Here is a 23,054-nt window from a genome sequence, read left to right as displayed (position 1 = left end):
AGGCCCTTACGGCTCTATCCAGTCCCCGTTATCCTTGATCAGCTGGATTAGGTGTTCTACGGCTTCCTCCTGTGGAATATTTTTCTCCACCAGTTCTTTCTTCCTATAGAGCGATATCTTACCGTGTTCTGCCCCCACGTAACCATAATCGGCATCGGCCATCTCACCCGGACCATTCACAATGCAACCCATCACCCCGATCTTCAGGTGTCTCAGGTGAGAGAAATGTTTCTTTACCAGCGCTACAGTCGTCCGCAAGTCGAAAAGCGTGCGCCCGCAGCTGGGACAAGAGATAAACTCCGTTTTGCTGGTGCGTACACGGGCAGCCTGAAGAATGCCAAAGGCATAGGAGTCGAGTTCGGCAATATCGATTTTCCCCGTGTTGGATATCATGATCCCGTTACCGAAACCATCCAGCAGAACAGTTCCAAAATCAACTCCTCCCTTAAGTTGAATATCTTCCGCCTTGTCTTCAAAATAACTACGTTGCAACACAACCGGAATATCACAGTGTCCGTTCAGCAATTTATGGAAAAATGCTCGCTGCTCTCCCACTCCGTTCACGTGGCTGGTCTGGAGTATAACGACCAACTTTTCCGTGTTTTTCAGCACGGATAAAACTTCGTCTGTCAGTTGTGGATAGGAAAGTTGTAGAAACTTGACAGCCGCCTGGCACTCCTTGATATCCGAAATATTTCCGGCAGTAAACATCGGGAAGTTATCGATCCTGTCTTCCCAGTTTGGGAAATCTACTATTGACTTCATCCCTTTGGGAAAATTACCGGGAACGTTGTCACCCACGTATATGTAATCTGGAATGAAATGCGGATTGATCGACATGTCGGCTATTGCATTTCTGTCGGAGATAACCACCGGAACAAATCCTCCACCGATATTTCTCACGGCACGCGTTTCTCGTTTGTCCGTAGAGAAGGGGGAGAATCCGGGATAGAGTTCACCCAATATGGGCTTATGTCCTTCTCTCTTCGCCACATAGTCTACTATTTTTCGGGCTACGGGGACTTCCGCTTCGGGATCTTCGCTCAGCGACACCCGGACGGTATCGCCCAAGCCGTCGGAGAGCAACGCTCCGATACCTACAGCCGATTTCATTCTCCCGTCTTCACCATCACCTGCTTCGGTCACACCCAGGTGCAACGGAAAATGGATATTTTCCTTATCCATTCTGTCTACCAACAAACGAACGGCTTTGGTCATTAGCAATGTGTTGGACGCTTTCATCGATATAACAATATCGGTAAAACCTTCATCCAGAGCGATACGCAGGTACTCCATGCAGGATTCTACCATCCCTTCTGGGGTGTCACCAAAACGGGTCATGATCCGGTCCGATAGTGATCCGTGATTGACACCGATCCGCACCGCTGTACCGTGTTCTTTACAAACCTGTAGGAAAGGAACTACCTTGGAACGGATCTTTTCCAATTCCTGTACATACTCCTCATCGGTATATTCCACTACGGCAAACGTTTTTTGCTTGTCGACGAAGTTCCCGGGATTGATACGTACTTTTTCGGCAACGGTAGCTGCCACGTGCGCAGCACGCGGATTAAAATGAATGTCAGCCGAAAGCGGCGTACTGTATCCTTTTTCCCTTAATTGCTGATGAATAAGTCGTAAGTTTTCCGCTTCACGAACACCTTGCGTGGTTAACCGGATCAGGTCGGCTCCCGCGGCGATAATCCTTTCGCATTGAGCAACACTGCCTTCGGTGTCGAGAGTGTTGGTATTGGTCATTGTTTGCACAACAACCGGATGATTCCCGCCCATACTGATGTTTCCGATGTGTACATCGATGGTTGGACGGCGGTGATAATTGAAATAATCCATTATAAATTGTTTTACGTGAGAAATAAACGCCCGAACTGCGCAAATGTTTAGAGTATTTCGATCCAGTATCCGTCCGGATCAACGATAAAATACAATCCCATGGATTCATTTTCATAACACACACAGCCCATTTCTTTGTGATAGGCTCTTACCCGGTCGTAATCTCCCGCTACCCGTACACACAGGTGCTGCTCATTGTCGCCCATGTTGTAAGGCCTGTCCCAATCTCGTAGCCAAGTTAGTTCAAGGGTAAAACCGGTTTCACCGTCGCCCAGATAAACCAGGACAAACGATCCGTCAGAAGCTTCTTTTCTTCTCACCTCTTTCAAACCCAGAGCCTTATCATAAAACTCGATACTTCTCTGAAGATCAAACACATTGATATTGTAATGATCAAATCTGCTTTTAATTTTCATATTGTTTTTAAACTGTTTATTCTGTTGGAACCCGGAACCAATATACCGGAAACCCCGCGCCTGTTGTAAGCGCTAATGACTCCTTTTTATAATTCAAACGACTGTCCTTTTTTATACACGTTGAGATAGGTGCAGTTCTGCAATCGGGCGTACCGGCTGAATGCATTGACTTTTTCGTAATTTTCTCCAAAATGCATGGGCAGAAAATAATCAGTAGATATCCTGTTGACCAACTGTTCCGCTCCACGCATGTAGTCCCTTCCCAACCGGGGATCAACGGGAAACATCGCCAGATAAAGCTGATCTACATTTTCCGCCAGCAGTTCCAGCTGACAAAGATAACTATTTTCATAACCCGTGGACTCAAGCAGGGGAACTTCTTCATTCCAGTGCCAATTGTTGAGATCTCCGGCATGAAAAAAGCGCTTCCCCGAGACATTGACCACAAACGATCCTCCGGTATCTGTGGAACCGAATGCTTTTACTTTTATCCGGTTGTCTTCGTACTCCTCTAGTTTATCGAGAAAAACGATGTTTTGATAAACCAATATCTCCCGGCTATCCATCACCTCTTTTGAAAAAATATACTTCACGTTTGTCTTGTTTAACCCCCATTTCAATATTTCCGGATTGAAGTGATCGGGATGTGAATGGGTACAGAAAACGTATAGGTCCTCCGGCTTTTCAAGCAGGTAATCACTTATCCAAAAACGTCCGTCGTCTCTTTTTTCGTCTTTGTAAAAATCGAAAACGATTGAAAAACCATCAAATTCAAGCAGGTAACAACTGTGAAAAATATAGGTGACTGTCATAATTTACATCTTAACTTATCTTTATAACAATTCTACGGAATTTTGTTCATCTTAAGGGCTATAAAATTTGATAAAAACTGTAAAAAGCATACCTTTGTGAATGAGTGCCTAGTGAATGATGAAAAGGTAAAAAATGGGCAAAAAAACGTAAATGGGGAATTTATCACCGTTTGTTTTATTAGCTCAAGTATTCTTCTGCATAAACCTTAATTCTGCTTAATTTTGGTTTTACCTATGTTTAATTTCAACAAAAATTCATTCAAAAAGTTATGAAAAAGTATTTAGCAGAAATGATCGGTACGATGGTACTGGTGTTGATGGGCTGCGGAGCAGCCGTGTTTGCAGGTGCTGGCCAGCCTTTCGACCCGGTAGGGACATTGGGCGTAGCCTTTGCGTTCGGACTCTCTGTAGTGGCCATGGCTTACGCTATCGGCAGTATTTCGGGATGCCACATTAACCCCGCTATCACGTTGGGCGTTTTGTTGACCGGCCGGATGAGCGGGAAAGATGCGGGATTGTACATTGTATTCCAAATTATAGGCGCCATTTTAGGCTCTGCTATTCTTTGGTTTTTGGCAAAAGAATCGGGCTCAACCTCAACGCTTACGGGTGCTAACGGTTTTGCAGAAGGACAAATGGCTCAGGCTTTCGTTGCAGAAACGATATTTACCTTTATTTTTGTTCTGGTTGTGCTTGGAGTTACAGCAAAAAACGGACTGAACAAGTTTGCCGGCCTGGCGATAGGCCTTGCATTGGTGCTGGTACACATCGTTTGTATTCCCATCACGGGGACTTCCGTTAATCCAGCGCGAAGCATCGGACCGGCTATCTTCCAAGGAGGTGCTGCACTTGCTCAACTTTGGGTGTTCATCGTAGCGCCTTTTCTGGGTGCAGTTATCGCAGCCTTCGTCTGGAAAGGAATTACCGTTGAAAACGAAATGGAAACAACCTGAATCGCATGATTCACCTTGCAGAAACCTTATTTTTGAGTAAAAAGCACAAAATAAGGCGAGGGAAAGAACATATTTGATCTTTATTTGTTTAGATGTTTATAAGTTTGCACATTATTTGTACTTTTGTGCAGTTTTTTATTTCATAAACAAAAAGTCAAAATGAATCACAATTTATTAAAAGGCAAAAGAGGCATTATTTTTGGGGCGTTGAACGATCAGTCAATCGCCTGGAAAGTGGCCGAACGAGCCGTTGAAGAAGGGGCAACCATCACATTGTCGAATACTCCTGTTGCCGTGCGGATGGGAGACACAAACAAACTGGGCGAAAAGCTCAATGCCGAAATTCTTCCTGCCGATGCTACCAACGTAGAAGACCTGGAAATGGTTTTTGCTAAATCGGTAGAGATACTGGGCGGAAAAATTGATTTTGTACTTCACTCCATAGGCATGTCGCCCAATGTGCGTAAAAAGCGCACGTATGACGACCTCGATTACGATTTACTGAACAAGACACTGGATATTTCAGCCATCTCCTTCCATAAGATGTTGCAGGTAGCCCGCAAGCTGGATGCTATTCAGCGGGGAGGTTCCATCCTTGCTCTCACTTACGTTGCCGCACAGCGCGTATTTTACGGCTACAACGATATGGCGGATGCCAAAGCGTTGCTGGAATCGATAACGCGGAGTTTTGGCTATATTTACGGCCGCGACAAAGGGGTTCGGGTGAACACCATTTCACAATCGCCGACCATGACCACTGCCGGAAGTGGAGTAAAAGGGATGACCGACCTGATGGATTTCTCCGAAAGAATGGCTCCCATCGGAAATGCCGACGCGGACGATTGTGCCGATTACTGTGTAGTGATGTTTTCCGACCTCACCCGCAAGGTAACCATGCAAAACCTGTACAACGACGGAGGATTCTCCAGCATGGGGATGAGCCTCAGGGCAATGAAACAGTACAGCAATGGCCTTGATGAAAACACGACGCTTTCAGACAGTGAAAGTTGAGGCAGGCTCCCATAAATGACAATTTAATAGCTTCGGACAGTGTATCGAAGCTATTTTTTTATATTTTTGTGTTCGTTATGCTACTGAAGATATACAATGAGAATCCCAATCCGAGAGAGATTGAGAAGGTAGTGTCGGCCCTGAGGGACGGCGGCATCGTGGTCTACCCTACCGATACGCTTTACGGGATGGGTTGCGATGCGCTGAACGTGCGTGCCGTAGAAAAAATCTGTGACCTGAAAGGGATCAATCCGCAGAAAAGCAACCTCTCCATCATCTGTAACGACCTGAGCGCCATCAGTGAATACGCCCGGGTAGATACGCCTACTTTCAAGCTGATGAAGCGAAACCTGCCGGGACCTTTCACCTTTATCCTACCCACCACATCGTCACTGCCTAAGATCTACAAAAACAAGAAAACAGTAGGGATCCGTATACCCGATAATCCGGTAATCCGCGAAATTGCCCGGATGCTCGGAAACCCTGTCCTCAGCACCTCGGTAAAGGACGAAGGAGAGGAGATCGAATACACTACCGATCCCGACCTTATCCACGAGAAATGGAGCGACATTGTCGATATCGTTATTGATGGCGGATTTGGTGGGATTGAACCCTCTACCGTAGTGGACTGCACTTCCGATGAGCCGGTGATCGTGCGTCAGGGAAAAGGAGTGTTAAATCTTTAAAATATCGACTTCCCGATTAAAATCTTCGTTACTTTCGCAGTCAAATGTTCGTTACAATAAAAAAGCCAACCCTATGAAAAAACTAGTTGCACTCTTTTCGATCCTCGCCACCCTGATGATTGTGGTTTCCTCTTGCGAGACCAAAGATCCGATCGTTGAGAAAGGAACGCTGCAATCGGCAACATATAACCCCGCCACCAAGTCATTCACCCTCACTTACAGCAGCGGACAGACCGAAACGGTAAATGCGGTGGTTGATGACAAGACCGATCCTCCAACAGCCACTGCGACACTGAAGGACGGAACCGTAATTTATGCTGGGGATGCCACCGTAGCCGGAGCGGCAACCATAGCCAAAGAGATCAATATAGTAAGCCAGTTTGTTTACGACGGTATGTCGCTCTATTACTTCTGGGCGGATGAAGTGAAAAACAAAAAGCCCACCGTTGCAGATGTCAATCCTGAAAATTATTTTTACAAGATCCTCAACAGTACCGATACGCAACACGGCTGGTCATGGATCACCGACGACGTAAATGCCCTTTTAGCGGATTTCTCAGGCAAATCATTATCGTTTGGATACAATATTGGTTTTATAATTATTAATAATGTTGTTTATGCATACATTAAATATGTATATGACAATACTCCGGCTGCCAAAGCGGGTTTAAAAAGGCTGGATTTAATAGGAAAACTAAATGGGCAGCTCATTTCAACTGAACAACGAGGTGCATATACTTATGTTAGCGACAAAGACATGAATCTGCTTTATGGTAACAGTACGGTTAATTTTTCAATTTATAAATTTTTGGATAATAATATTATTCTGGACAAAGAAGTGTCCATTACTCCTGATGAGAGCGATAAAGATCCTGTTCTTTACGAGAATATCTATACCGTAGGCGATAAGAAAGTAGGCTACCTGTTTTACACAAATTTCTATGACAATTTCAACTATCGCTTATTTGAGGCTTTCAACAAATTTAAACAAGCGGGTATAACTGATTTGATATTAGATTTACGTTATAACACAGGAGGATCCGTATCATCGGCCATTTATTTAAGTTCTCTGATAGCTCCAAGAACAGCTGTGGAAAATAAATCTCCGTTTATTGTAATGGATTATAATAATTTATTAAATACCTCTTTCGATAAGTGGTATGATGAAGCTGCACCGGCAGATAAGTATAAATACGATAGAAAAGATTATTTGGGAACTTATAGTTCAAACGATAAAAATCCGTTAGACGCCAATCTAAATTTAGATAAAGTTTACATTATTGCAACAGGAAACTCCTATTCTGCATCGGAACTTGTTACACATTGTCTAAAGTCGTTTATGAATGTTGTTCATATTGGGAGTAATACCGGTGGAAAATATACTGCTTCGTGGACAATCCACGCATACGACAAAGAGTTAGGAGCAACAGTATATGATACGAACGATTTAAAGACAGATGAAAAAACTAAACTGAAAAAATGGGCAATGCAACCCATCGTAGCGATGTATGCCAATAAAGACAGCAAAAGTTTTAATATTCCTGGATATTTAAGTCCCGATTATAATTTAGAAGAAGGTTTTGGATATATTGATCGCTGGACACAGCTTGGAGACACTAAAGACGTTTTCTTGGGACAAGCCTTATATTTAATTTCAGGAAATGTCAGTTACTTACCTGTTGAACCTAGCTCAACAAGAAGTATTCAAACAATTCGTAAAGAAATTGTCAATAGGCATGATGAAGCTAAACCTGTAATTATTGATAATATAAAATTAACGGCAGACGATTTTCAAAAACTTATCCTGCTAAGGAAGTAAAGCTCTTAGCCTTATTACCGGGACAGCCCTAAAGTCAGCTACCCGAATAATAAAGACCTCATGTTTCGCACTTCCCTCAAACCATTGACAAAGAAATAGAAGGGAAATGCATTATTATCTATATCTCTGTACTATAACATTTTATATTTTACAATTTCTCAATCGTCCTTAACCATCACCGAACAACACAGTGCAATGATCATGGATTCTGCTTTTGGATTGGCCAACATTTTTTCAAGTAAATCATCGGCATCCATCTCCAATACCTCGCATACTGAGCAGACTAACTCGATGAACAGCCCCCATAGCCGTCTGTCGAGTGTTTCCCTGAGCACATCGGCGTTCATTGACCGATAAAGTGCCCCTTTCGACTCGTAGTTATCGTACCGGAAACGCAGTGTCAATAACAGATAGGCTATCATGCTGATGGTCGTTTCTGCTACCTGGGCGTCAAAGTTACTGGATTGACATCTTCCCAGGTTCAACAATTGCTTCGATTCTCGATTGAACACCTCCACAACCCATCTTACCTGGTAATGCCCGATCAATCCCTTGAACGTCAGTTTCGTGTCCGTCGTCAACAAAACCTTCCATTTGTCATTTTTGCCCCGACGACTAAAGAAAAGGCAGATCTCAACACCTTGGTACAGCACCCTGGCCTGTTTGTACTGGTAACCCAGGGAACGGCAGCGCCTGGGTTTGCCCAGCATGTTATTGATCTGGGCGTGAGTCAGGCTCTTACCCTGATACTCAAACTTAGTCTTTGCAAACTTGTACATCCCGATCAGGTGAACTTCCTTGTCCTTCACACTCCGGATAGCCTGTATCAACGCATCGCAAGTAAACCAGCTGTCCACCAGGACGTAATCAACACGAAGCCCGCGATAGATGGCCGTGAAAAACATCCGCAGGACCATCTGAATCTTGTTCGTGTCCAGTTCTTCCACACGTTTAGCGGTGTACGAGTCCTTGATACGCTTGCAACTGTATTGCTTGCGGATCTGCTTTTTGGTCATCCCAAACGGGCGTTCCTGCTTTTTCCCTTTTTCCCGGTGAAGACTGAAATCCAGTGGTATGGAGGACTTACCGTCCCAGTACATCATCACCAACAGCTTGAATCCAAGCACGTAGCTGTTGGTTACATGATCCCATACCTTCCCGATCTTCTCTATACGCTTCCCGGTTTTAGACAGGGTGGTGTCATCGAAGATCAGGTAACGGGATGAGGTATCATCTACATCACTATCTTTGGACGTCACCGTCAGAAAACGATGCACAAGATGCCACATAAGCATCCGCCAGCATATGATGGAACTGTTCTTCAAGCGATAGAACACATCCTTGCCCATGGTGGAACCTTCACCTGTGGGGCTGTTCAGATAGGAGTTGACCGTCTTGTCTGAACTGACCACCATGGAGACCAGCAGGGCCAGGACCATTTTAAAATCATATCCCCGGGTCTTGAACCATTTGAACTCAGAAAGACCTTCGCTTAGCTTCAACGCCTTGAAGCGGCTAAAAATATCTTCAGCGGAAACCCTGCCGGGGGTAAAGTCCGCTTTCAACTCTTGAATCTTTTTAATATCTTTGTCCTGCAGCATATTTTAATGGTTTGGTTTCCATCGCTAAGATAATCATTTTCAATGATATATTAGCTAAAATATGCTGCTTTTTTTATCTCTTATCCTCTGATTATCAACTTCATTTTTAACTGCGAAACATCAGTAAAGACAAATACAGACTTGAAAGCAGTAAAAAGTTCTCAATCCATGAAAATAACCGAAATGTATGACGATAAACGCCAAGAAGTAATTCGCAATATTATGAATAAATAGGAGCCTTATTTATTTGTCACCGTAATGGCCCAATCCGGAAAGAACCAATACTGTTATTTCAGACTCCTTAATTTCATAAATTAATCGATGCTTCGAGGTTATTCGGCGTGACCATTGGCCCAGACGGTCGCCCTGTAAAGGTTCAGGCTTCCCGGTTCCGGTCGTTGGATGCTTACGCAGCTCGTTAATAAGAGAATTTATCTTAATAAGAATAGCTTTTTGGCCGGATTTTTTATGAGCTTCCACATCAGCATAAAATTGCTCTGTGTACTTTATCTCGTATTCTTTATTCTCCATAAAATCTTTTTAAGATAAAAAACCACTATAAGCTAAAGAACTTACCTTGATCTTCTTTGGAGAGTTTTTTTACCTGTCCTTTTTTAGCTTGATCTATTGCATTGTTAATATGATCTATATTTCTTTTATCGGCAAAAAACAAATCACCGGATGGGCTAAGATCAAACGGATTGACTCTATATTGAGCAGGAATAGCCATAAATTCCTTTATCCAATCTTCATCTACGTATTTTTTTGCCGGGTTGTCCGAAACCAGGAGATTTATATACTTTTTACCTCTTTTAATGGAAACCCTTTCTTTTTCGGCTAGTTCAAAAAAAGCTTTCGTATCTTTTCTGATTTCTCTTGTTGTAATAATATTCATATTCATACCTGTTATCTTTTAATGAGTACACAAATGTATACACAAAGATAGAGTAAATAAATAAATATTGCAAAAAGTTCAACCGTTTTATTGCCACAATCGGAATTTCCTCATACCCTATCATTCGTCTTTCGGGGGTTTCTGTTATCGGAAAAGGCCCTCAACAGTAAATAGTTACCCATTGAAAAAGGTTGTCCTATTTATTCAGCCCATAAAGGTTGTTTCTTTATCCGCTCGTTCTCCACCGCATCGTATTGGATATACTCGTCGCGTGATAAAATTCGCTGCAATTCCTGGTCGCGTTTTTGCTTCAACCTTTCGATCCGTTTTTTCCTGTTGCACAGGCAGCAGTTCTCCGCTTTCTGCACATCGAGCAGAAACGTAAACTCCAGCTCATTGAGCTGCCTGGCCTTGTTATCGTCAAAACCGATCATCTCCTGCATCCTGGCCACTTTCTCTTCGGCGCTCTTTTTCAGCACGTCGGCAATAATTCCCGTTTTTTGTGCCGGGGCGATGGCAGCAATTGCAATCAAAGCGGTCAGCAACAATCCCAATTTTTTCATCTCGTCCTTTTTTAGTGTTAGTAATCTGACTATCCCGAAGGCTGTTTGTTTAACGTATCCCGAACTTTTCAGGAATTTCATCCATCACGGCAAACAACTCCTCCACGGTATTCGCCCGGAGCAGCGCTATGCGGGTGGGTTTAAAATCGGGGATACCCTTAAAGATGGGGGTCCCTGCCAGATGGCGGCGGATATGGAGAATACCACGCCGCTCATCCAGTCGCTGCACACTCTGCATTACCTGTTGCTTCAACACATCGAGGTACCAGGAAAAAGATTGTTTAGGAGCCAGCTCTCCCGTTTCGAGAAAATGCTTTACATCACTGAAGATCCACGGCTGCCCGTAACTCGCCCGCCCGATCATCACCGCATCCACGCCGGTTTCGTCGAAACGGCGTTTACAGTCCTGCGGCGTTACCAGATCACCGTTTCCTATGATGGGAATGTGCATACGGGGATTGTTTTTAACCTCGCCGATAAGGGTCCAGTCGGCCTCTCCGGTATATTTTTGAGAGCGTGTCCTTCCGTGAATGGTGAGTGCGGCAATTCCGCAATCCTGCAGCTGCTCTGCCAGCGTAACAATGATTCTGGAGTTCTCGTCCCACCCTAACCGGGTCTTCACAGTCACGGGCAGGCCGACAGCCTTCACCACCTTTTCTGTGATCTCAAGCATCAAACCCGGTGTTTTCATCATTCCCGAACCGGCGCCTCTCCCGGCCACCTTCTTGGCCGGACATCCGAAGTTGATATCGATGGCATCGGGGTTTGCCTCCTCGCAGATCTTCGCAGCCTCGACCATTGAATCGGGATCGTTTCCGTAAATCTGTATAGCTACGGGACGCTCTTCCTCACAGATCGTAAGCTTTTCCTTGGTTTTCCTCACGTGGCGGATAAGTGCGTCGCTCGACACAAACTCGGTATATACCATATCTGCTCCGAACTGCTTGCACAGCAACCGAAAACCAATATCGGTAACATCCTCCATCGGTGCCAGAAAAACGGGATACCGCGATGTAAATGCTATGTTTCCTATTTTCATTTTATAATCCTTAAATTGTTCATCCTCAACGGTGCCACTTTCGACTCCGCATCCGCAGCACGTATGGAAACCGATTGGTTTATCCGCGTTCCCGGGAGTTGTTGGGAGTAGATCGACCATTCTTCGAGAGGTCGCAAACTGTAATTCAGCTCTCTCTCGTATCCGTTATAGTGTTTTATAACCAATTGATTCGGGCCTTTCTGGAGGGGAAGAAGGACAATCTCCTTCCCGAATTTTACGCGCCAGGGAGATAAATGAGCAGTGAGGTATGCTCCGTTGAGCAACATATATACCCCGTTTCCACTGCCTACCTCCACCGCTATGGACTGATCTTTTTCTGATTCAATCTCTTGCAGGAACAACATGCTTTGACGCGGCGGAATTTTTTCGGAGTAGGGCTCACCGTACCGGAAATGACTGACGGGTTCCCAGCCCGAATCCTCCGCACGGACATTCACGACAGCCATACCCTCCTCTTCCACATATCCAAACACGCCGCGTCCGGGTTTTCTGTATAAACTGCCCCACTTCACCGTGTTCTTTTTCAGCTTTTCGATCCTGGGGCTGCCGCCGTTAAGCACAACGGCTTGTGTCTTTCCGTCGATCTCGATATGGAGACGACGCCCCCGTTCATTGTCCGTATACACAAGCTCCGGGCTCCCCGCTCTTTTGCCTGAGGACACCCTCCAGCCGTACCCGATCAGGCTCTTATATCCACCATAATAGTTTAAGCTGGAATGGCCGAATACGGGTGTGGCGTTTTGTGGCGAAAGCACATTACCGGTTACAACGGTTGAAGGGACAACTTTAAATCCGTTTTCAAACCGGATCTTTAAAACAGGGATAAATTCCCCGGAGATCCTTTGTGGCAAATTGATCACAACCGAGTTTCCTTTTTGGGAAAACCGGCAGGATTCGTCCGACGCCAGCAGGCGTACCTCGCTCACCTTTCCGGAAAAGCCCGATAAACGTATGCTGGACGACACAGGAATATTTTCCACAAAAGCAAACAGGTCGTTGCCCTTCGTGGTTATGCTGCCCCAGGCGAATGGCTGGTCGAACGGGTTGGCGTTCGTACCGTAAATGGCTTCGGCATTCACTTTTATCCATTTACCGATACCGAGCAGCACATCGCGCTCAAACTCCACTACCGATCCGTCACCTCTGGGGCCGATATTGAGCAGGTAATTCCCTCCACGACTGATCACCTTTACCAGGCTGGCGATCTTCTCTTTCACTTTCGGCTGAACCTCTCCCCGCTCCTGCCACGAGCGGTAGCCCCACGTTTCGGGGAAGATGGAGGCGGCGGTCTGCCACGGCACGCCGAGCTTATAATCGGGATATTCGTTATCAGCCATCACGGCAAAATCCACCCAATCGTTGCCCAACCGTCCGCTGATCATACACTGCGGCTGCAGGCGGCTGACCAGCTCGTACAATCCTTGGCTTTGCGAAAGCGTGAGTGAACCCATATCGAACCAGATTTCCGAAATATCGCCGTAGTTTGTCATGATCTCCTCCACCTGGTTCAGGTTGAACCGGTAGTGTTCTTCCGTGAGCTGGTCCGCATTGTGGCTCGAGATAGGATAAGCTTGCGGAAAGTTCCAGTCGATAAGGGAATAATAAACCGAAAAATCGATTCCTCCGCGGCGGCAGGCTTCTGCCAGCTCTTTCATCAAATCGCGCTTGTAAGGCGTGGCATCCACGATATTAAAATCGGTATGCCGGGAGTGGTACATGCAAAACCCGTCGTGATGCTTGGATGTAAAAACAATGGAGCGCATTCCGGCATCCTTGGCGAGCTTCACTATTTCATCGGGATCCCATTTTACCGGGTTAAATTCCTGAGCGGTACTCGCGTACCAGTCGCTGAAAATCCCGGCAAACGACTGGATCTGTTCGCTGTAGCCGCGCCGAACAGGCTCTCCGTTGTAAACTCCACCGTAAACGGAATACAATCCGAAGTGAATAAACATCGAAAATTTCTGGTCGATCCACCGTTGCGACGGTTTTTGTTGCGCATTCACCAGGCTTGCGGCAAACAAAAGGAAAAAAATGAGTTTCTGCTTCATGCCTCAGGATTTTCAATCACTTGTACTTCACCCACTTTATCATCTCTTTCACCGATGGTTTCTTGCCGTACATCAGGATCCCCACTCGGTAGATCTTAGCGGCAAAGAAGGAGATAAGGATAAACGTTCCGTAAAGCAGCACCAGCGAAAGCAGTTTCTCCCACAGCGGAATCCCGAACGGCAGTCGCACCATCATCACAATGGGTGATGTAAACGGAATCAAGGAACCCCAGAATGCCAACGGCCCGTCGGGATTGCCCACACTGTAAAATCCGGCAAAAAAGGCAAACATGATGATCAGGGTTACGGGCATCATGAACTGCGATGTATCTTCTTCGCTGTCGACTGCCGAAGCAAACATTGCGAAAATGGAAGCATACAGGATGTATCCCCCTACGAAGAAAAGCAAAAAGTAAACAATAATCTCAAACCAGTTGACACTCAATACGGCTTTCATGATTCCCTCCGTGTCGAAGCTGCTCATCTCGGCCGGCACGGCCCCCGGGGCTTGTTGTGGTGAAGCAATAAACAGGGAGAGCGAGGTAAACAACACCCCGGTCAGCACTCCCCAGATAATGAGCTGGGTAATCCCCACCAAACCGATCCCGGTAATTTTTCCGACCAACAGGTTGACAGGCTTCACCGACGAAACCATCACCTCCACCACACGACTTTTCTTCTCTTCCAGAACAGCCTGCATCACCATGTTTCCGTACATCAGGATAAACATGTAGATAAGAATGGTAAATACCATTCCGATAATGGTGGCAATCTCGGTGGATGATTCCGACACTGTCCCGTCGTCTCCCCATTTCATCGTTTTCACGGAAATGTCTGAACCGGCTTCAATGATGGAACGGACCTCCGAGATGGCTTCCGCGTTTACGTTGCCCTGCCGAGACAAATCGTCCAGCCGCTGTTCCATAACCTTTTCGTTCAGTGCACTTTCAACCATCGTACGCAGTTCCTGCGGCGTCTGTTTTTCAGATAATATGGTCACCGCCTGGCTATTCCTGTTCAGGTCATCGGTAATCTGCAGGATGGCAAACAGGTCTTTTCCTATTTTAGATTGGTACTCGCCTGGCTGCGCTTCGTTGATGATTTGAAACCGGTAGAGGTCGGTGGATTTCAATAACGGCGCATAGATGCCGGTATTGTCGATGACGGCGATGTTTTTCACCGCACCGTCGTTCAGGGTGGAGAGCCACAGGGGCACAAATGACAGCGCCACCATCAGCAACGGCATCAGCAGCGTCATGAGGATAAACGATCTTTTCCTTACCCGGGTAAGGTATTCGCGTTGTATAACTAATGATAAGGTATTCATAATTTTAGCTTGATACGGTTTCAATGAAAACATCATTCATCGTAGGTATTTCCTCGTCGTATGCCACAACATCGAATTTATCGAAAATAAGTTTCGCCAGTTCATTAGTGGCGACTTCGGGTTGTTTCCTGACCCGGATATCGGTAAATTCGTGGTAGGGCTCTTTTGAGACCAGCGTGAAGGAGGGATGTTCAAACGAGAAGTCGCTGTCACGAAGGCGAAAACGAAAAATGTTGGTCCGGTGTTCCCGCCGGATATCGAAGACCTTTCCCTGCAAGACGACCTGCGACCGGTGAATAAGCGCGATATTGTCGCACAACGCTTCCACCGACTCCATGTTGTGCGTGGAGAGAATAATGGTCTTCCCTTCGGCCTTCAGGCGAAGCATTTCGTTTTTTATCATCTCGGCGTTTACCGGGTCGAAGCCGCTGAACGGTTCATCGAAGATCAGCAGGTCGGGGTTGTGGATGACGGTGGAAATAAACTGCACTTTCTGCTGCATTCCTTTCGATAATTCTTCCACCTTGCGGTTGTACCAATTCGCGATATCGAACCGCCTGAACCAAACCATCAGCTCGCGATGTGCGTCGGCTTTCGATAATCCGCGCAGTTGAGCCAGGTACATGGCCTGCTCGCCTACTTTCATTTTTTTGTATAATCCACGCTCTTCGGGCAGGTATCCGATATTGAGGACGTCATCGCTCTTCGACGGGCGTCCGTTGATAAGCACCTCACCGCTGTCGGGTGCAGTGATACGCGTGATGATGCGGATAAGGGTGGTTTTCCCCGCTCCGTTCGGTCCTAGCAGCCCGAAAACTGTCCCCTTGGGAACCCGGATGCTGACTTTGTTCAGCGCCAAATGGTTGGCATACTGTTTTACAACGTTGGTGGTTTCTAAATACATTATATTCTGTAGTTATTCAGTAGATACCTAATACCTCAGTATTATCCTTTCTCCCAGATTCTTGGCCAATACTTTCTTCAAATCCTGCAATTGCCTAAGTTCGTTCATCAACTCCATTTGTTGCTGGGCATCTGCAGTTTCTATGTTTTTTTTCACTTCGTTTATCCGCTGCATCACGTGAGCATTCTTAAGCTCTGTGGTGGCACGGATAACCAACTTGTCCAGTGAATTTCGTTCGCGAAGGCGTGAGCTTTTCTCATCTTCGCTTTCTCCGATTGATTTTGCGTGGATCTTGCTCAACTGGTATTTGTCGCTGATAAGATCGGTAGCCAGTTTGCTGATTCCGGGATCGTGATGGGTAAGAAAATACCTGTCACAAACGAACGACTCGTCGCTTACCTTTCCGCAGGCTTCGTCAAAAATTGCCCGGTATAGTGTGTTGGAAAAAAAGGCTTCGCTTGAAAAAATAAATTTATCCCTCATGAGATCGAACCGGATAACTTCGATAACGGACGGTCCGTCCTCGATGGTTACCTCCACTTCAATCTCTTCGTCTTCCACTTTTTGTTTTTCTTTTTCATACCTCACAAAAATGGGTAGCGTCCCGTACCGGATGATGTACCGGATCAGTTCGCGTTCCGGTTTCTCGTAAGGGTTTCTTGCCGTTAAGATCTTACGGCTTCCGTTATCTGCAGTATCGCCGGGTAAGGATGCCGTTCCAACGGCCGTTTCCCGGGATTCCTCCTTCTCGTGCTGTTCTTTCTTCTTTTCGTAGTTCCTGATCCTGATTTTATTGACGGCAGCAATAACAACATCTTCGCGCGTGCTGAGTAATGTTGCCGTATCCTGTATGTAAACGGAGCGCTTGATGTTGTCGGGAATAAGCGCGATACTCTGGACGATGTTTGTGATAAGCCCGGCTTTTTTGATAGGATCATCCCCGACCTCATCCAACAGCAAGTGGGTTTTAAAGCGGATAAAGTCCTGCTCATGCTCTTCGATAAACCGGTTGAACTCTTCAGCACTCTGCTTGCGGGCGAACGAATCGGGATCTTCACCTTCGGGCAGCAGCACTACCCTTACGTTCATTCCGTCTTCCAACAGTAGGTCGATACCGCGCAGGGCAGCTTTAATACCGGCTGCATCGCCGTCGTACAGGACCGTGATGTTTTCGGAAAAGCGGTGAATCATCCGTATCTGTCCGTGCGTAAGCGCTGTTCCCGACGATGCAACCACGTTCTCGATACCTGCCTGGTGCATCGACAACACATCGGTATAACCTTCAACCAAAAAACACTTATCGGCTTTAACAATGGCACTTTTAGAGAAAAATATCCCGTAAAGCTCCTTGCTTTTGGAGTAGATCTCACTTTCCGGCGAATTTACGTACTTTCCTGTGTTCTCCGCCTTTTTGAGAATACGGCCGCCAAAGGCCACTACTTTCCCCGATAACGTATGTACGGGAAAAATGACCCTTCCCCGGAATCGATCGATCAGCGGGCTGTTATTTTCACCTCCGGCGGAAAGTCCGGTTTTTAGCAAATAGTCGCTTCTGTAACCGGCCCTTTGCGCTTCCGAGGAAAACGCATCGCGCTGCTCGAGGCTGTAACCAAGCTGAAATTTTTTGATTATGTCGTCCCGAAATCCGCGCTCTTTGAAATAACTCAACCCTATGGCTTTCCCCTCCGGGTCGTCGTGAAGCTTTTTCACAAAATAATCACGCGCGAACTCATTCAAGATGAACATGCTGTCGCGATCGCTCTGGGCTTGCTTTTCCTCGCTGGTCAGCTCTTTTTCAACAACTTCAATGTTGTATTTTTTTGCCAGGAATTTCAGTGCTTCGTAATAGGAAAGCTGCTCGTGCTTCATGATAAAATGCACAGAAGAACCGCCTTCACCACAAGCGAAACATTTGCAGATATTTTTGGCGGGCGACACATAAAACGACGGGGTCCGGTCGTCGTGAAACGGACACAGCCCCACAAAGTTAACACCCCTCCGGCGAAGCGTGACAAAATCAGACACCACATCAACGATCTGAGCCGTGTCTTGAATCCGTTCTATGGTTTGCGAATCTATCATTTTGGGAATACGAAAATAGTGAAATTAATCGTCAATAAGGGATAATTTGAAAATAAATGTTACTTTTGCATAGGGTATAAAACCTGACTTTATTATTTTAAACACAACAAAAATGGATACGATCAATTGGGCCGATTTATCGTTCGGCTATATGAAAACAGACTTCAATATCCGCACCTATTTCAAGGACGGAAAATGGAGTGAACCACAAGTCGATACCTCCGAGTTTTTAAACATCCACATGGCTGCCACTTGTCTGCATTACGGGCAGGAAGCATTTGAAGGACTAAAAGCCTTTAAAGGAAAAGACGGAAAAATCCGGATTTTCCGTATGCGTGAGAATGCGTTACGTCTGCAATCATCGTGCCACGGGATCATGATGGCAGAGCTTCCTGTGGAACTATTCGAAGAGATGGTTTTACTGGCCGTGAAGAAAAACGAACGGTTTGTGCCGCCTTACGAAAGCGGCGCATCATTATATATCCGCCCGCTCCTGATTGGAACCAGTGCACAGGTGGGAGTAAAACCGGCATCTGAATACACTTTTCTGATCTTTGTAACCCCCGTAGGCCCCTATTTTAAAGAAGGATTCAAGCCTACACCCATGGTGATCTTGCGCGAATATGACCGTGCTGCGCCACTCGGAACCGGGACTTTTAAAGTGGGCGGCAACTATGCTGCAAGCCTCACAGCAGGTGAAAAAGCCCACAAAATGGGTTATTCTGCGGTTCTTTACCTGGATGCCAAAGAGAAAAAATACCTGGATGAATGCGGGCCTGCCAACTTTTTCGGCATCAAAAACAACACCTATATCACGCCCGAATCAACATCCATCTTGCCTTCCATCACCAACAAAAGCCTGATGCAACTGGCAGAAGATATGGGAATGAAAGTGGAACGCCGCCGTGTTCCCGAAGAAGAACTGGCCACCTTTGAAGAAGCCGGAGCGTGCGGAACGGCCGCAGTAATCAGCCCTATCCTGCGCATCGACGACCTGGTGGAAAATAAAACCTATGCATTCTGCAAAGACGGGAAGGCCGGCCCGATCTCGGAAAAACTATATAAGAAACTTCGCGCTATCCAGTACGGTGACGAGCCGGATACGCACGGTTGGGTAACCATCGTTGAATAAAACCAAAAAGCGGCGATTGCCGCTTTTTTTTGTTACTGCTCAGCCCATTCCCTGTAGGGATGGATGGAAAGATAAGAGTTGTAATAGCGGACATTACCGGTAACCTCGTGACCCAACCATCCGGGTTTTTCGTAGGATTCCTCTTCACTCTCCAGCTCCACCTCCGCAATTTGCAGCCCTGCATTTTCTCCGCCAAACTCATCTACTTCAAAGGTATGCTTTCCCACCTTCACGAGGTAACGGGTTTTCTCAATCACGGCGTCTTCACAGAGAAGCAGCATCTCTTCCGCATCGCGGAGCGGAACCTCATATTCCCACTCACGCCGGGTGATCCCCCCTTCTCCCACAGCGCCTTTAACGGTGATATACCCTTTCTCTCCCTTCACACGTACCCGCACTACGCTAATACCCGACAGGGAGAGATAGCCCTGCTTCATGACATAATGGTCGTAAGCATGTGATTTATATTCACCGCTGACGAGGAATTTACGTTCGATTTCGTAGCCCATACCGGTTGCATTTTACGATATAACAAACGAGATCAACAAAGTGTTGGGGATAATAAGAATAAAAAAACTATGTTTTTAAGCTCCCGTAATCACTACGAAAAAAATAAAAACATAGTTAAGATTTTGGTTGGATTAAAATAAAAATCAATGCGCGTAATTCTATTGTTTATTAATGAATCCGAAACAAAGGTAATCGATAAAACAAAATCAAACCGGCTTCTTACAAAAAAACGGCAGAGTGTGTAATTTTTCCACATTTTTTTGAAAAAGAAAAAACACTTACCAACATTCATTGATAAGTGTTTCGTTTCTAACGTGATCAGGCTGGGATTCGAACCCAGGACCCACAGCTTAGAAGGCTGTTGCTCTATCCAGCTGAGCTACCCGACCCTCCTTGTGCAAATTCAGGCTGCAAAAATACGGCAATTCTGAGAATAAAAAAAATTTATGAAACTGAATTTAAGGCAAATCGATAAAATTACAAAATTCCCTGCCCCATCATCGCCTTGGCTACTTTCATAAATCCGGCAATATTAGCCCCTTTCACGTAGTTTACATAACCATCCGGTTCGGTACCGTATTTTACACAGTTTTCGTGAATATTGCCCATAATCCATTTTAGCTTTTCGTCCACTTGCTCAGCGCTCCAGCTGTAACGTTCGGAATTTTGCGTCATTTCCAGGCCCGACACCGATACTCCACCGGCATTGGCTGCCTTCCCAGGAGCATAGAGGATCTTGTGTTTCTGGAAAATCTCGATTGCCTCCGGGGTGCTCGGCATATTGGCACCTTCCGATACGGCAAAGATTCCGTTATTCACGAGTGACTGGGCATCGTCTCCGTCGATTTCGTTCTGTGTGGCAGAAGGCAGTGCAATATCGGCTTTCTCACCCCACGGGCGGGCACCAGCAACGTACTTGCAACCGTATTCCTCTGCATACTCACGGATACGGCCGCGATAGAGGTTTTTCAAATCCATCACAAATTTCAGTTTTTCCGATGTAATTCCGTCAGGATCGTAAATGTATCCGTCGGAGTCGGAAAGGGTAACCGGAATTGCACCCAGCTCGATCAGCTTCTCGCACGTATATTGAGCCACGTTCCCCGAGCCAGATACCAGGCATCTTTTTCCTTTTATATCGATATTTTTGGTTTTCAGCATTTCCAGCAGGAAATAAACGTTTCCGTAACCAGTAGCTTCCGGACGAATAAGTGACCCGCCGAACTCACGCCCTTTTCCGGTAAACGTTCCCGTGAACTCACCGGCCAGCTTTTTGTATTTCCCAAACATATAGCCCACTTCGCGGCCGCCCACACCAATATCGCCGGCCGGGACATCGGTATCGGGCCCGATAACCCGCCATAATCCTTCGGTAAAAGCTTGGCAGAAGCGCATGACTTCACCTTCCGATTTACCGCGTGGAGAAAAGTCTGACCCGCCCTTGGCACCACCCATGGGAAGTGTGGTAAGCGCGTTTTTGAAGGTTTGTTCAAAAGCCAGGAATTTCAAGATGGAAGGAGACACGGATGCGTGAAAACGAATTCCTCCTTTGTAGGGGCCAATAGCGTTGTTGTGCTGTATACGGTATCCCATGTTCGTTTGTACGTTACCCTTGTCATCTACCCAGGTGACACGAAACGTATGAATCTTGTCGGGAATAATCAACCGTTCGACCAGGTTCGCCTTTTCGAATTCAGGATGTTGGTTGTACACCTCTTCGATCGACTCAATCACTTCTTCAACAGCCTGAAGATATTCAGGCTCATTTGGAAAACGTCTTTTTACCAGACTGATAATTTCTTCGTACTTCATAAAAAAAGGATTTAATTGTGATAACTTTGTAAACAATCACTTTGAAATACAAAAATAGTATCAAAAATTTAAATGAAAGAATATTTCATCATTTTTTTATGTTTTGACAGAAAAAAGTTTATTTTCGTAGATTTCTGTAAACAGGAACAAATACAATAATCCCCGACATGATCAGGGAAATAATCGTGATAGCGTTTATCTCTGCGTTCATAAGGATATACCCGGCTAAAATCACCCAAAGTATGGCGATGAAGCCGAATTGCGTTTGTGAAAATGTTCGTTTTGCCATAATGGGAACAATGTGGTTTACAAAGATAATAAAAAATGGTGCAGATTCACATCTTCACCATTTACAAAGACCCATAGAGAGTTAATGAAAAATTGATTTTTTGCTATTTTTGAACCAAATGAATATTGTTTCAACGTTGCAAATATCGGTATCTTTTGTTACGAACCCGCTACATTTCAGTTAAGTTTTGGTTAACTTTTCCTGACATAAAAAACAAAAAGTTTGCTATGAAGCAAACTTTTCAATGTTTTCTCAACTGATCTCCTATTCCTGTATCAGCCCAATGTTGATTTCTTTATCTTTCTGCAAATCTACTTGCATTTCAGAAGGTTGATACGAAATCAATTCCACACGTACGGTATGTTTACCCGGTTTAAGATCCGAAACCGAAAAGTTTCCGTCCAAGTCCGAATAATATTTGTTACCGTCAATGAAGATAGCTGCACCAGCCAACGATTCGTTACTTTTGTTGTCGACAACGGAACCCGATATATCCACCGTATTCACTTTCCGTACAGCTTCGGTAACAGCAGTACTTTTTACATTCTTGTCGTTTTTGTTGTCTTCAGCATACACTGAAACAGACAATAAAACCGTTGCGATTAATACCAAAATTGTTTTCATCCTATGTATCTAATTTTTGAAAATTTTCCGTTTTAAACCGATACAAAGGTGAGGCATAAATGTTACAGAACGGTTAAGTTTCGGTTAAGTTTTTGTTAATATTTTTTCTCATCCAATAGATTACCCTTGTCGTCCCACATACGCCACAAGCCGATTTTATTGCCTTCGTAGTAATTCATTTCGTAACGCTGATTTCCCAATTCGTCCCAAATACGCCAGGTGCCGTGTTTTGCGCCATTCTTGTATTCAGCTTCCGAAATGAGCTGTCCCGAAATATCGTACGTACGCCACAGGCCGTGTAATTTACCTTCCTTGTAAGAACGCACTTCTTTGGGTTTACGGTTATCGAAATAAATCAGGTAAGCTCCTTCGGGTAAGCCGTTTTTAATCTGCATCTCAAGCTTGAGTGTGCCGTTATCGTAATATTCACGATAATCTCCGGTATAAAGTTCGTTTTGTTTCTTGTCTCTGTAATAGACTCCTTCATTCTGATAGATTTGAGGATTACCCTGCTGATCTTGAGCCTGAACACTTAACGTTAAAAGAAAAACACCCAGCAATAGTATTGTTTTATTTTTCATACGATTCTTGTTTTTAAGTTGTACCTCCATAGCAAAGATACAATTTCCTGGTGCATAAAAACAAAAAGGTACTCC

Annotated in this window: 22 protein-coding genes and 1 tRNA gene; 5 read left to right on the top strand and 18 right to left on the bottom strand. The window is 45.3% G+C overall.

Annotated elements, in window-relative coordinates:
* Positions 1-6 precede the first annotated feature (6 nt).
* From AACM02_RS02740 to AACM02_RS02730, 3 genes are all read right to left on the bottom strand, one after another.
* Positions 7-1,851, bottom strand: a complete 1,845-nt coding sequence (locus AACM02_RS02740; RefSeq protein ID WP_339115999.1) for a 4-hydroxy-3-methylbut-2-en-1-yl diphosphate synthase — start codon at positions 1,849-1,851, stop codon at positions 7-9.
* 47 nt (positions 1,852-1,898) lie between these two features.
* Positions 1,899-2,267, bottom strand: coding sequence for a VOC family protein (locus tag AACM02_RS02735; protein ID WP_339115998.1), 369 nt, complete (start codon positions 2,265-2,267; stop codon positions 1,899-1,901).
* Positions 2,268-2,353: 86 nt separating this feature from the next.
* Complete coding sequence (locus tag AACM02_RS02730) at positions 2,354-3,079, bottom strand: MBL fold metallo-hydrolase (RefSeq protein ID WP_214063209.1); 726 nt, start codon at positions 3,077-3,079, stop codon at positions 2,354-2,356.
* 269 nt (positions 3,080-3,348) lie between these two features.
* Between AACM02_RS02730 and AACM02_RS02725 the strand changes: the two genes are divergently transcribed.
* The 4 genes from AACM02_RS02725 to AACM02_RS02710 all read left to right on the top strand — a co-directional run bounded on the left by AACM02_RS02725 (position 3,349) and on the right by AACM02_RS02710 (position 7,548).
* Positions 3,349-4,032 carry an MIP family channel protein gene (locus AACM02_RS02725; protein WP_332456412.1) on the top strand — a complete coding sequence of 228 codons (684 nt, stop codon included), beginning with the start codon at positions 3,349-3,351 and terminating at the stop codon, positions 4,030-4,032.
* A 159-nt stretch (positions 4,033-4,191) separates the two neighbouring features.
* Positions 4,192-5,043 (top strand): enoyl-ACP reductase, encoded by an 852-nt coding sequence (locus AACM02_RS02720; RefSeq protein ID WP_214063207.1) that lies wholly within the window; start codon positions 4,192-4,194, stop codon positions 5,041-5,043.
* Positions 5,044-5,120: 77 nt separating this feature from the next.
* Positions 5,121-5,729 carry an L-threonylcarbamoyladenylate synthase gene (locus AACM02_RS02715; protein WP_214063206.1) on the top strand — a complete coding sequence of 203 codons (609 nt, stop codon included), beginning with the start codon at positions 5,121-5,123 and terminating at the stop codon, positions 5,727-5,729.
* Between the two features lie 73 nt (positions 5,730-5,802).
* On the top strand, positions 5,803-7,548 hold the full coding sequence (locus AACM02_RS02710) for a S41 family peptidase (RefSeq protein ID WP_339115997.1): 1,746 nt from the start codon (positions 5,803-5,805) through the stop codon (positions 7,546-7,548).
* A 158-nt stretch (positions 7,549-7,706) separates the two neighbouring features.
* Here the strand turns inward: AACM02_RS02710 and AACM02_RS02705 are convergent, their stop codons facing one another.
* The 9 genes from AACM02_RS02705 to dnaG all read right to left on the bottom strand — a co-directional run bounded on the left by AACM02_RS02705 (position 7,707) and on the right by dnaG (position 18,031).
* Complete coding sequence (locus AACM02_RS02705; protein WP_339115938.1) at positions 7,707-9,149, bottom strand: transposase; 1,443 nt, start codon at positions 9,147-9,149, stop codon at positions 7,707-7,709.
* Positions 9,150-9,392: 243 nt separating this feature from the next.
* On the bottom strand, positions 9,393-9,680 hold the full coding sequence (locus AACM02_RS02700) for a Txe/YoeB family addiction module toxin (protein ID WP_339115996.1): 288 nt from the start codon (positions 9,678-9,680) through the stop codon (positions 9,393-9,395).
* A 25-nt stretch (positions 9,681-9,705) separates the two neighbouring features.
* Positions 9,706-10,050: a hypothetical protein gene (locus AACM02_RS02695; RefSeq protein ID WP_214063203.1), complete on the bottom strand. Its 345-nt coding sequence runs from the start codon at positions 10,048-10,050 to the stop codon at positions 9,706-9,708.
* Positions 10,051-10,244: 194 nt separating this feature from the next.
* Complete coding sequence (locus AACM02_RS02690; protein ID WP_339115995.1) at positions 10,245-10,607, bottom strand: hypothetical protein; 363 nt, start codon at positions 10,605-10,607, stop codon at positions 10,245-10,247.
* A 49-nt stretch (positions 10,608-10,656) separates the two neighbouring features.
* Positions 10,657-11,646, bottom strand: a complete 990-nt coding sequence (dusB, locus tag AACM02_RS02685) for a tRNA dihydrouridine synthase DusB (protein WP_332456409.1) — start codon at positions 11,644-11,646, stop codon at positions 10,657-10,659.
* A complete protein-coding gene (locus AACM02_RS02680) occupies positions 11,643-13,718 on the bottom strand; it encodes an alpha-L-fucosidase (protein ID WP_339115994.1) in 2,076 nt (691 codons plus the stop codon). The genes dusB and AACM02_RS02680 overlap by 4 nt, the downstream gene beginning before the upstream one ends.
* 16 nt (positions 13,719-13,734) lie before the next feature.
* Positions 13,735-15,045 (bottom strand): ABC transporter permease, encoded by a 1,311-nt coding sequence (locus AACM02_RS02675; RefSeq protein ID WP_339115993.1) that lies wholly within the window; start codon positions 15,043-15,045, stop codon positions 13,735-13,737.
* A gap of 4 nt (positions 15,046-15,049) precedes the next feature.
* Positions 15,050-15,952 (bottom strand): ATP-binding cassette domain-containing protein, encoded by a 903-nt coding sequence (locus tag AACM02_RS02670; protein ID WP_339117415.1) that lies wholly within the window; start codon positions 15,950-15,952, stop codon positions 15,050-15,052.
* Positions 15,953-15,976: 24 nt separating this feature from the next.
* Entirely contained in the window at positions 15,977-18,031 is a 2,055-nt protein-coding gene (gene dnaG / locus AACM02_RS02665) for a DNA primase (RefSeq protein ID WP_339115992.1), read from the bottom strand.
* A gap of 112 nt (positions 18,032-18,143) precedes the next feature.
* Here dnaG and AACM02_RS02660 point away from each other — a divergent pair, with 112 nt between their 5' ends.
* Positions 18,144-19,163 carry a branched-chain amino acid aminotransferase gene (locus AACM02_RS02660; protein ID WP_332456405.1) on the top strand — a complete coding sequence of 340 codons (1,020 nt, stop codon included), beginning with the start codon at positions 18,144-18,146 and terminating at the stop codon, positions 19,161-19,163.
* 32 nt (positions 19,164-19,195) lie between these two features.
* Here AACM02_RS02660 and AACM02_RS02655 read toward each other — a convergent pair whose 3' ends face one another.
* The 6 genes from AACM02_RS02655 to AACM02_RS02630 all read right to left on the bottom strand — a co-directional run bounded on the left by AACM02_RS02655 (position 19,196) and on the right by AACM02_RS02630 (position 22,979).
* Complete coding sequence (locus AACM02_RS02655) at positions 19,196-19,672, bottom strand: CYTH domain-containing protein (RefSeq protein WP_214063288.1); 477 nt, start codon at positions 19,670-19,672, stop codon at positions 19,196-19,198.
* 316 nt (positions 19,673-19,988) lie between these two features.
* A tRNA-Arg gene (locus AACM02_RS02650) sits at positions 19,989-20,062 on the bottom strand.
* An 88-nt stretch (positions 20,063-20,150) separates the two neighbouring features.
* The gene (locus AACM02_RS02645) at positions 20,151-21,485 is read right to left on the bottom strand and encodes an NADP-specific glutamate dehydrogenase (RefSeq protein WP_286849418.1); all 1,335 of its coding nucleotides are present in this window, start codon (positions 21,483-21,485) and stop codon (positions 20,151-20,153) included.
* A 118-nt stretch (positions 21,486-21,603) separates the two neighbouring features.
* Positions 21,604-21,774, bottom strand: a complete 171-nt coding sequence (locus AACM02_RS02640) for a hypothetical protein (protein WP_214062922.1) — start codon at positions 21,772-21,774, stop codon at positions 21,604-21,606.
* A gap of 264 nt (positions 21,775-22,038) precedes the next feature.
* Positions 22,039-22,398 (bottom strand): carboxypeptidase-like regulatory domain-containing protein, encoded by a 360-nt coding sequence (locus AACM02_RS02635; RefSeq protein ID WP_214062923.1) that lies wholly within the window; start codon positions 22,396-22,398, stop codon positions 22,039-22,041.
* 95 nt (positions 22,399-22,493) lie between these two features.
* Positions 22,494-22,979, bottom strand: coding sequence for a toxin-antitoxin system YwqK family antitoxin (locus AACM02_RS02630; RefSeq protein ID WP_214062924.1), 486 nt, complete (start codon positions 22,977-22,979; stop codon positions 22,494-22,496).
* Positions 22,980-23,054 lie beyond the last annotated feature (75 nt).

This window comes from Petrimonas sp. (assembly GCF_963921705.1).
Taxonomy (GTDB): Bacteria; Bacteroidota; Bacteroidia; order Bacteroidales; family Dysgonomonadaceae; genus Petrimonas; species Petrimonas sulfuriphila.
The sequence above is the reverse complement of the archived record's forward strand: the minus strand, read 5'-3'. Positions and strand labels throughout refer to the sequence as shown.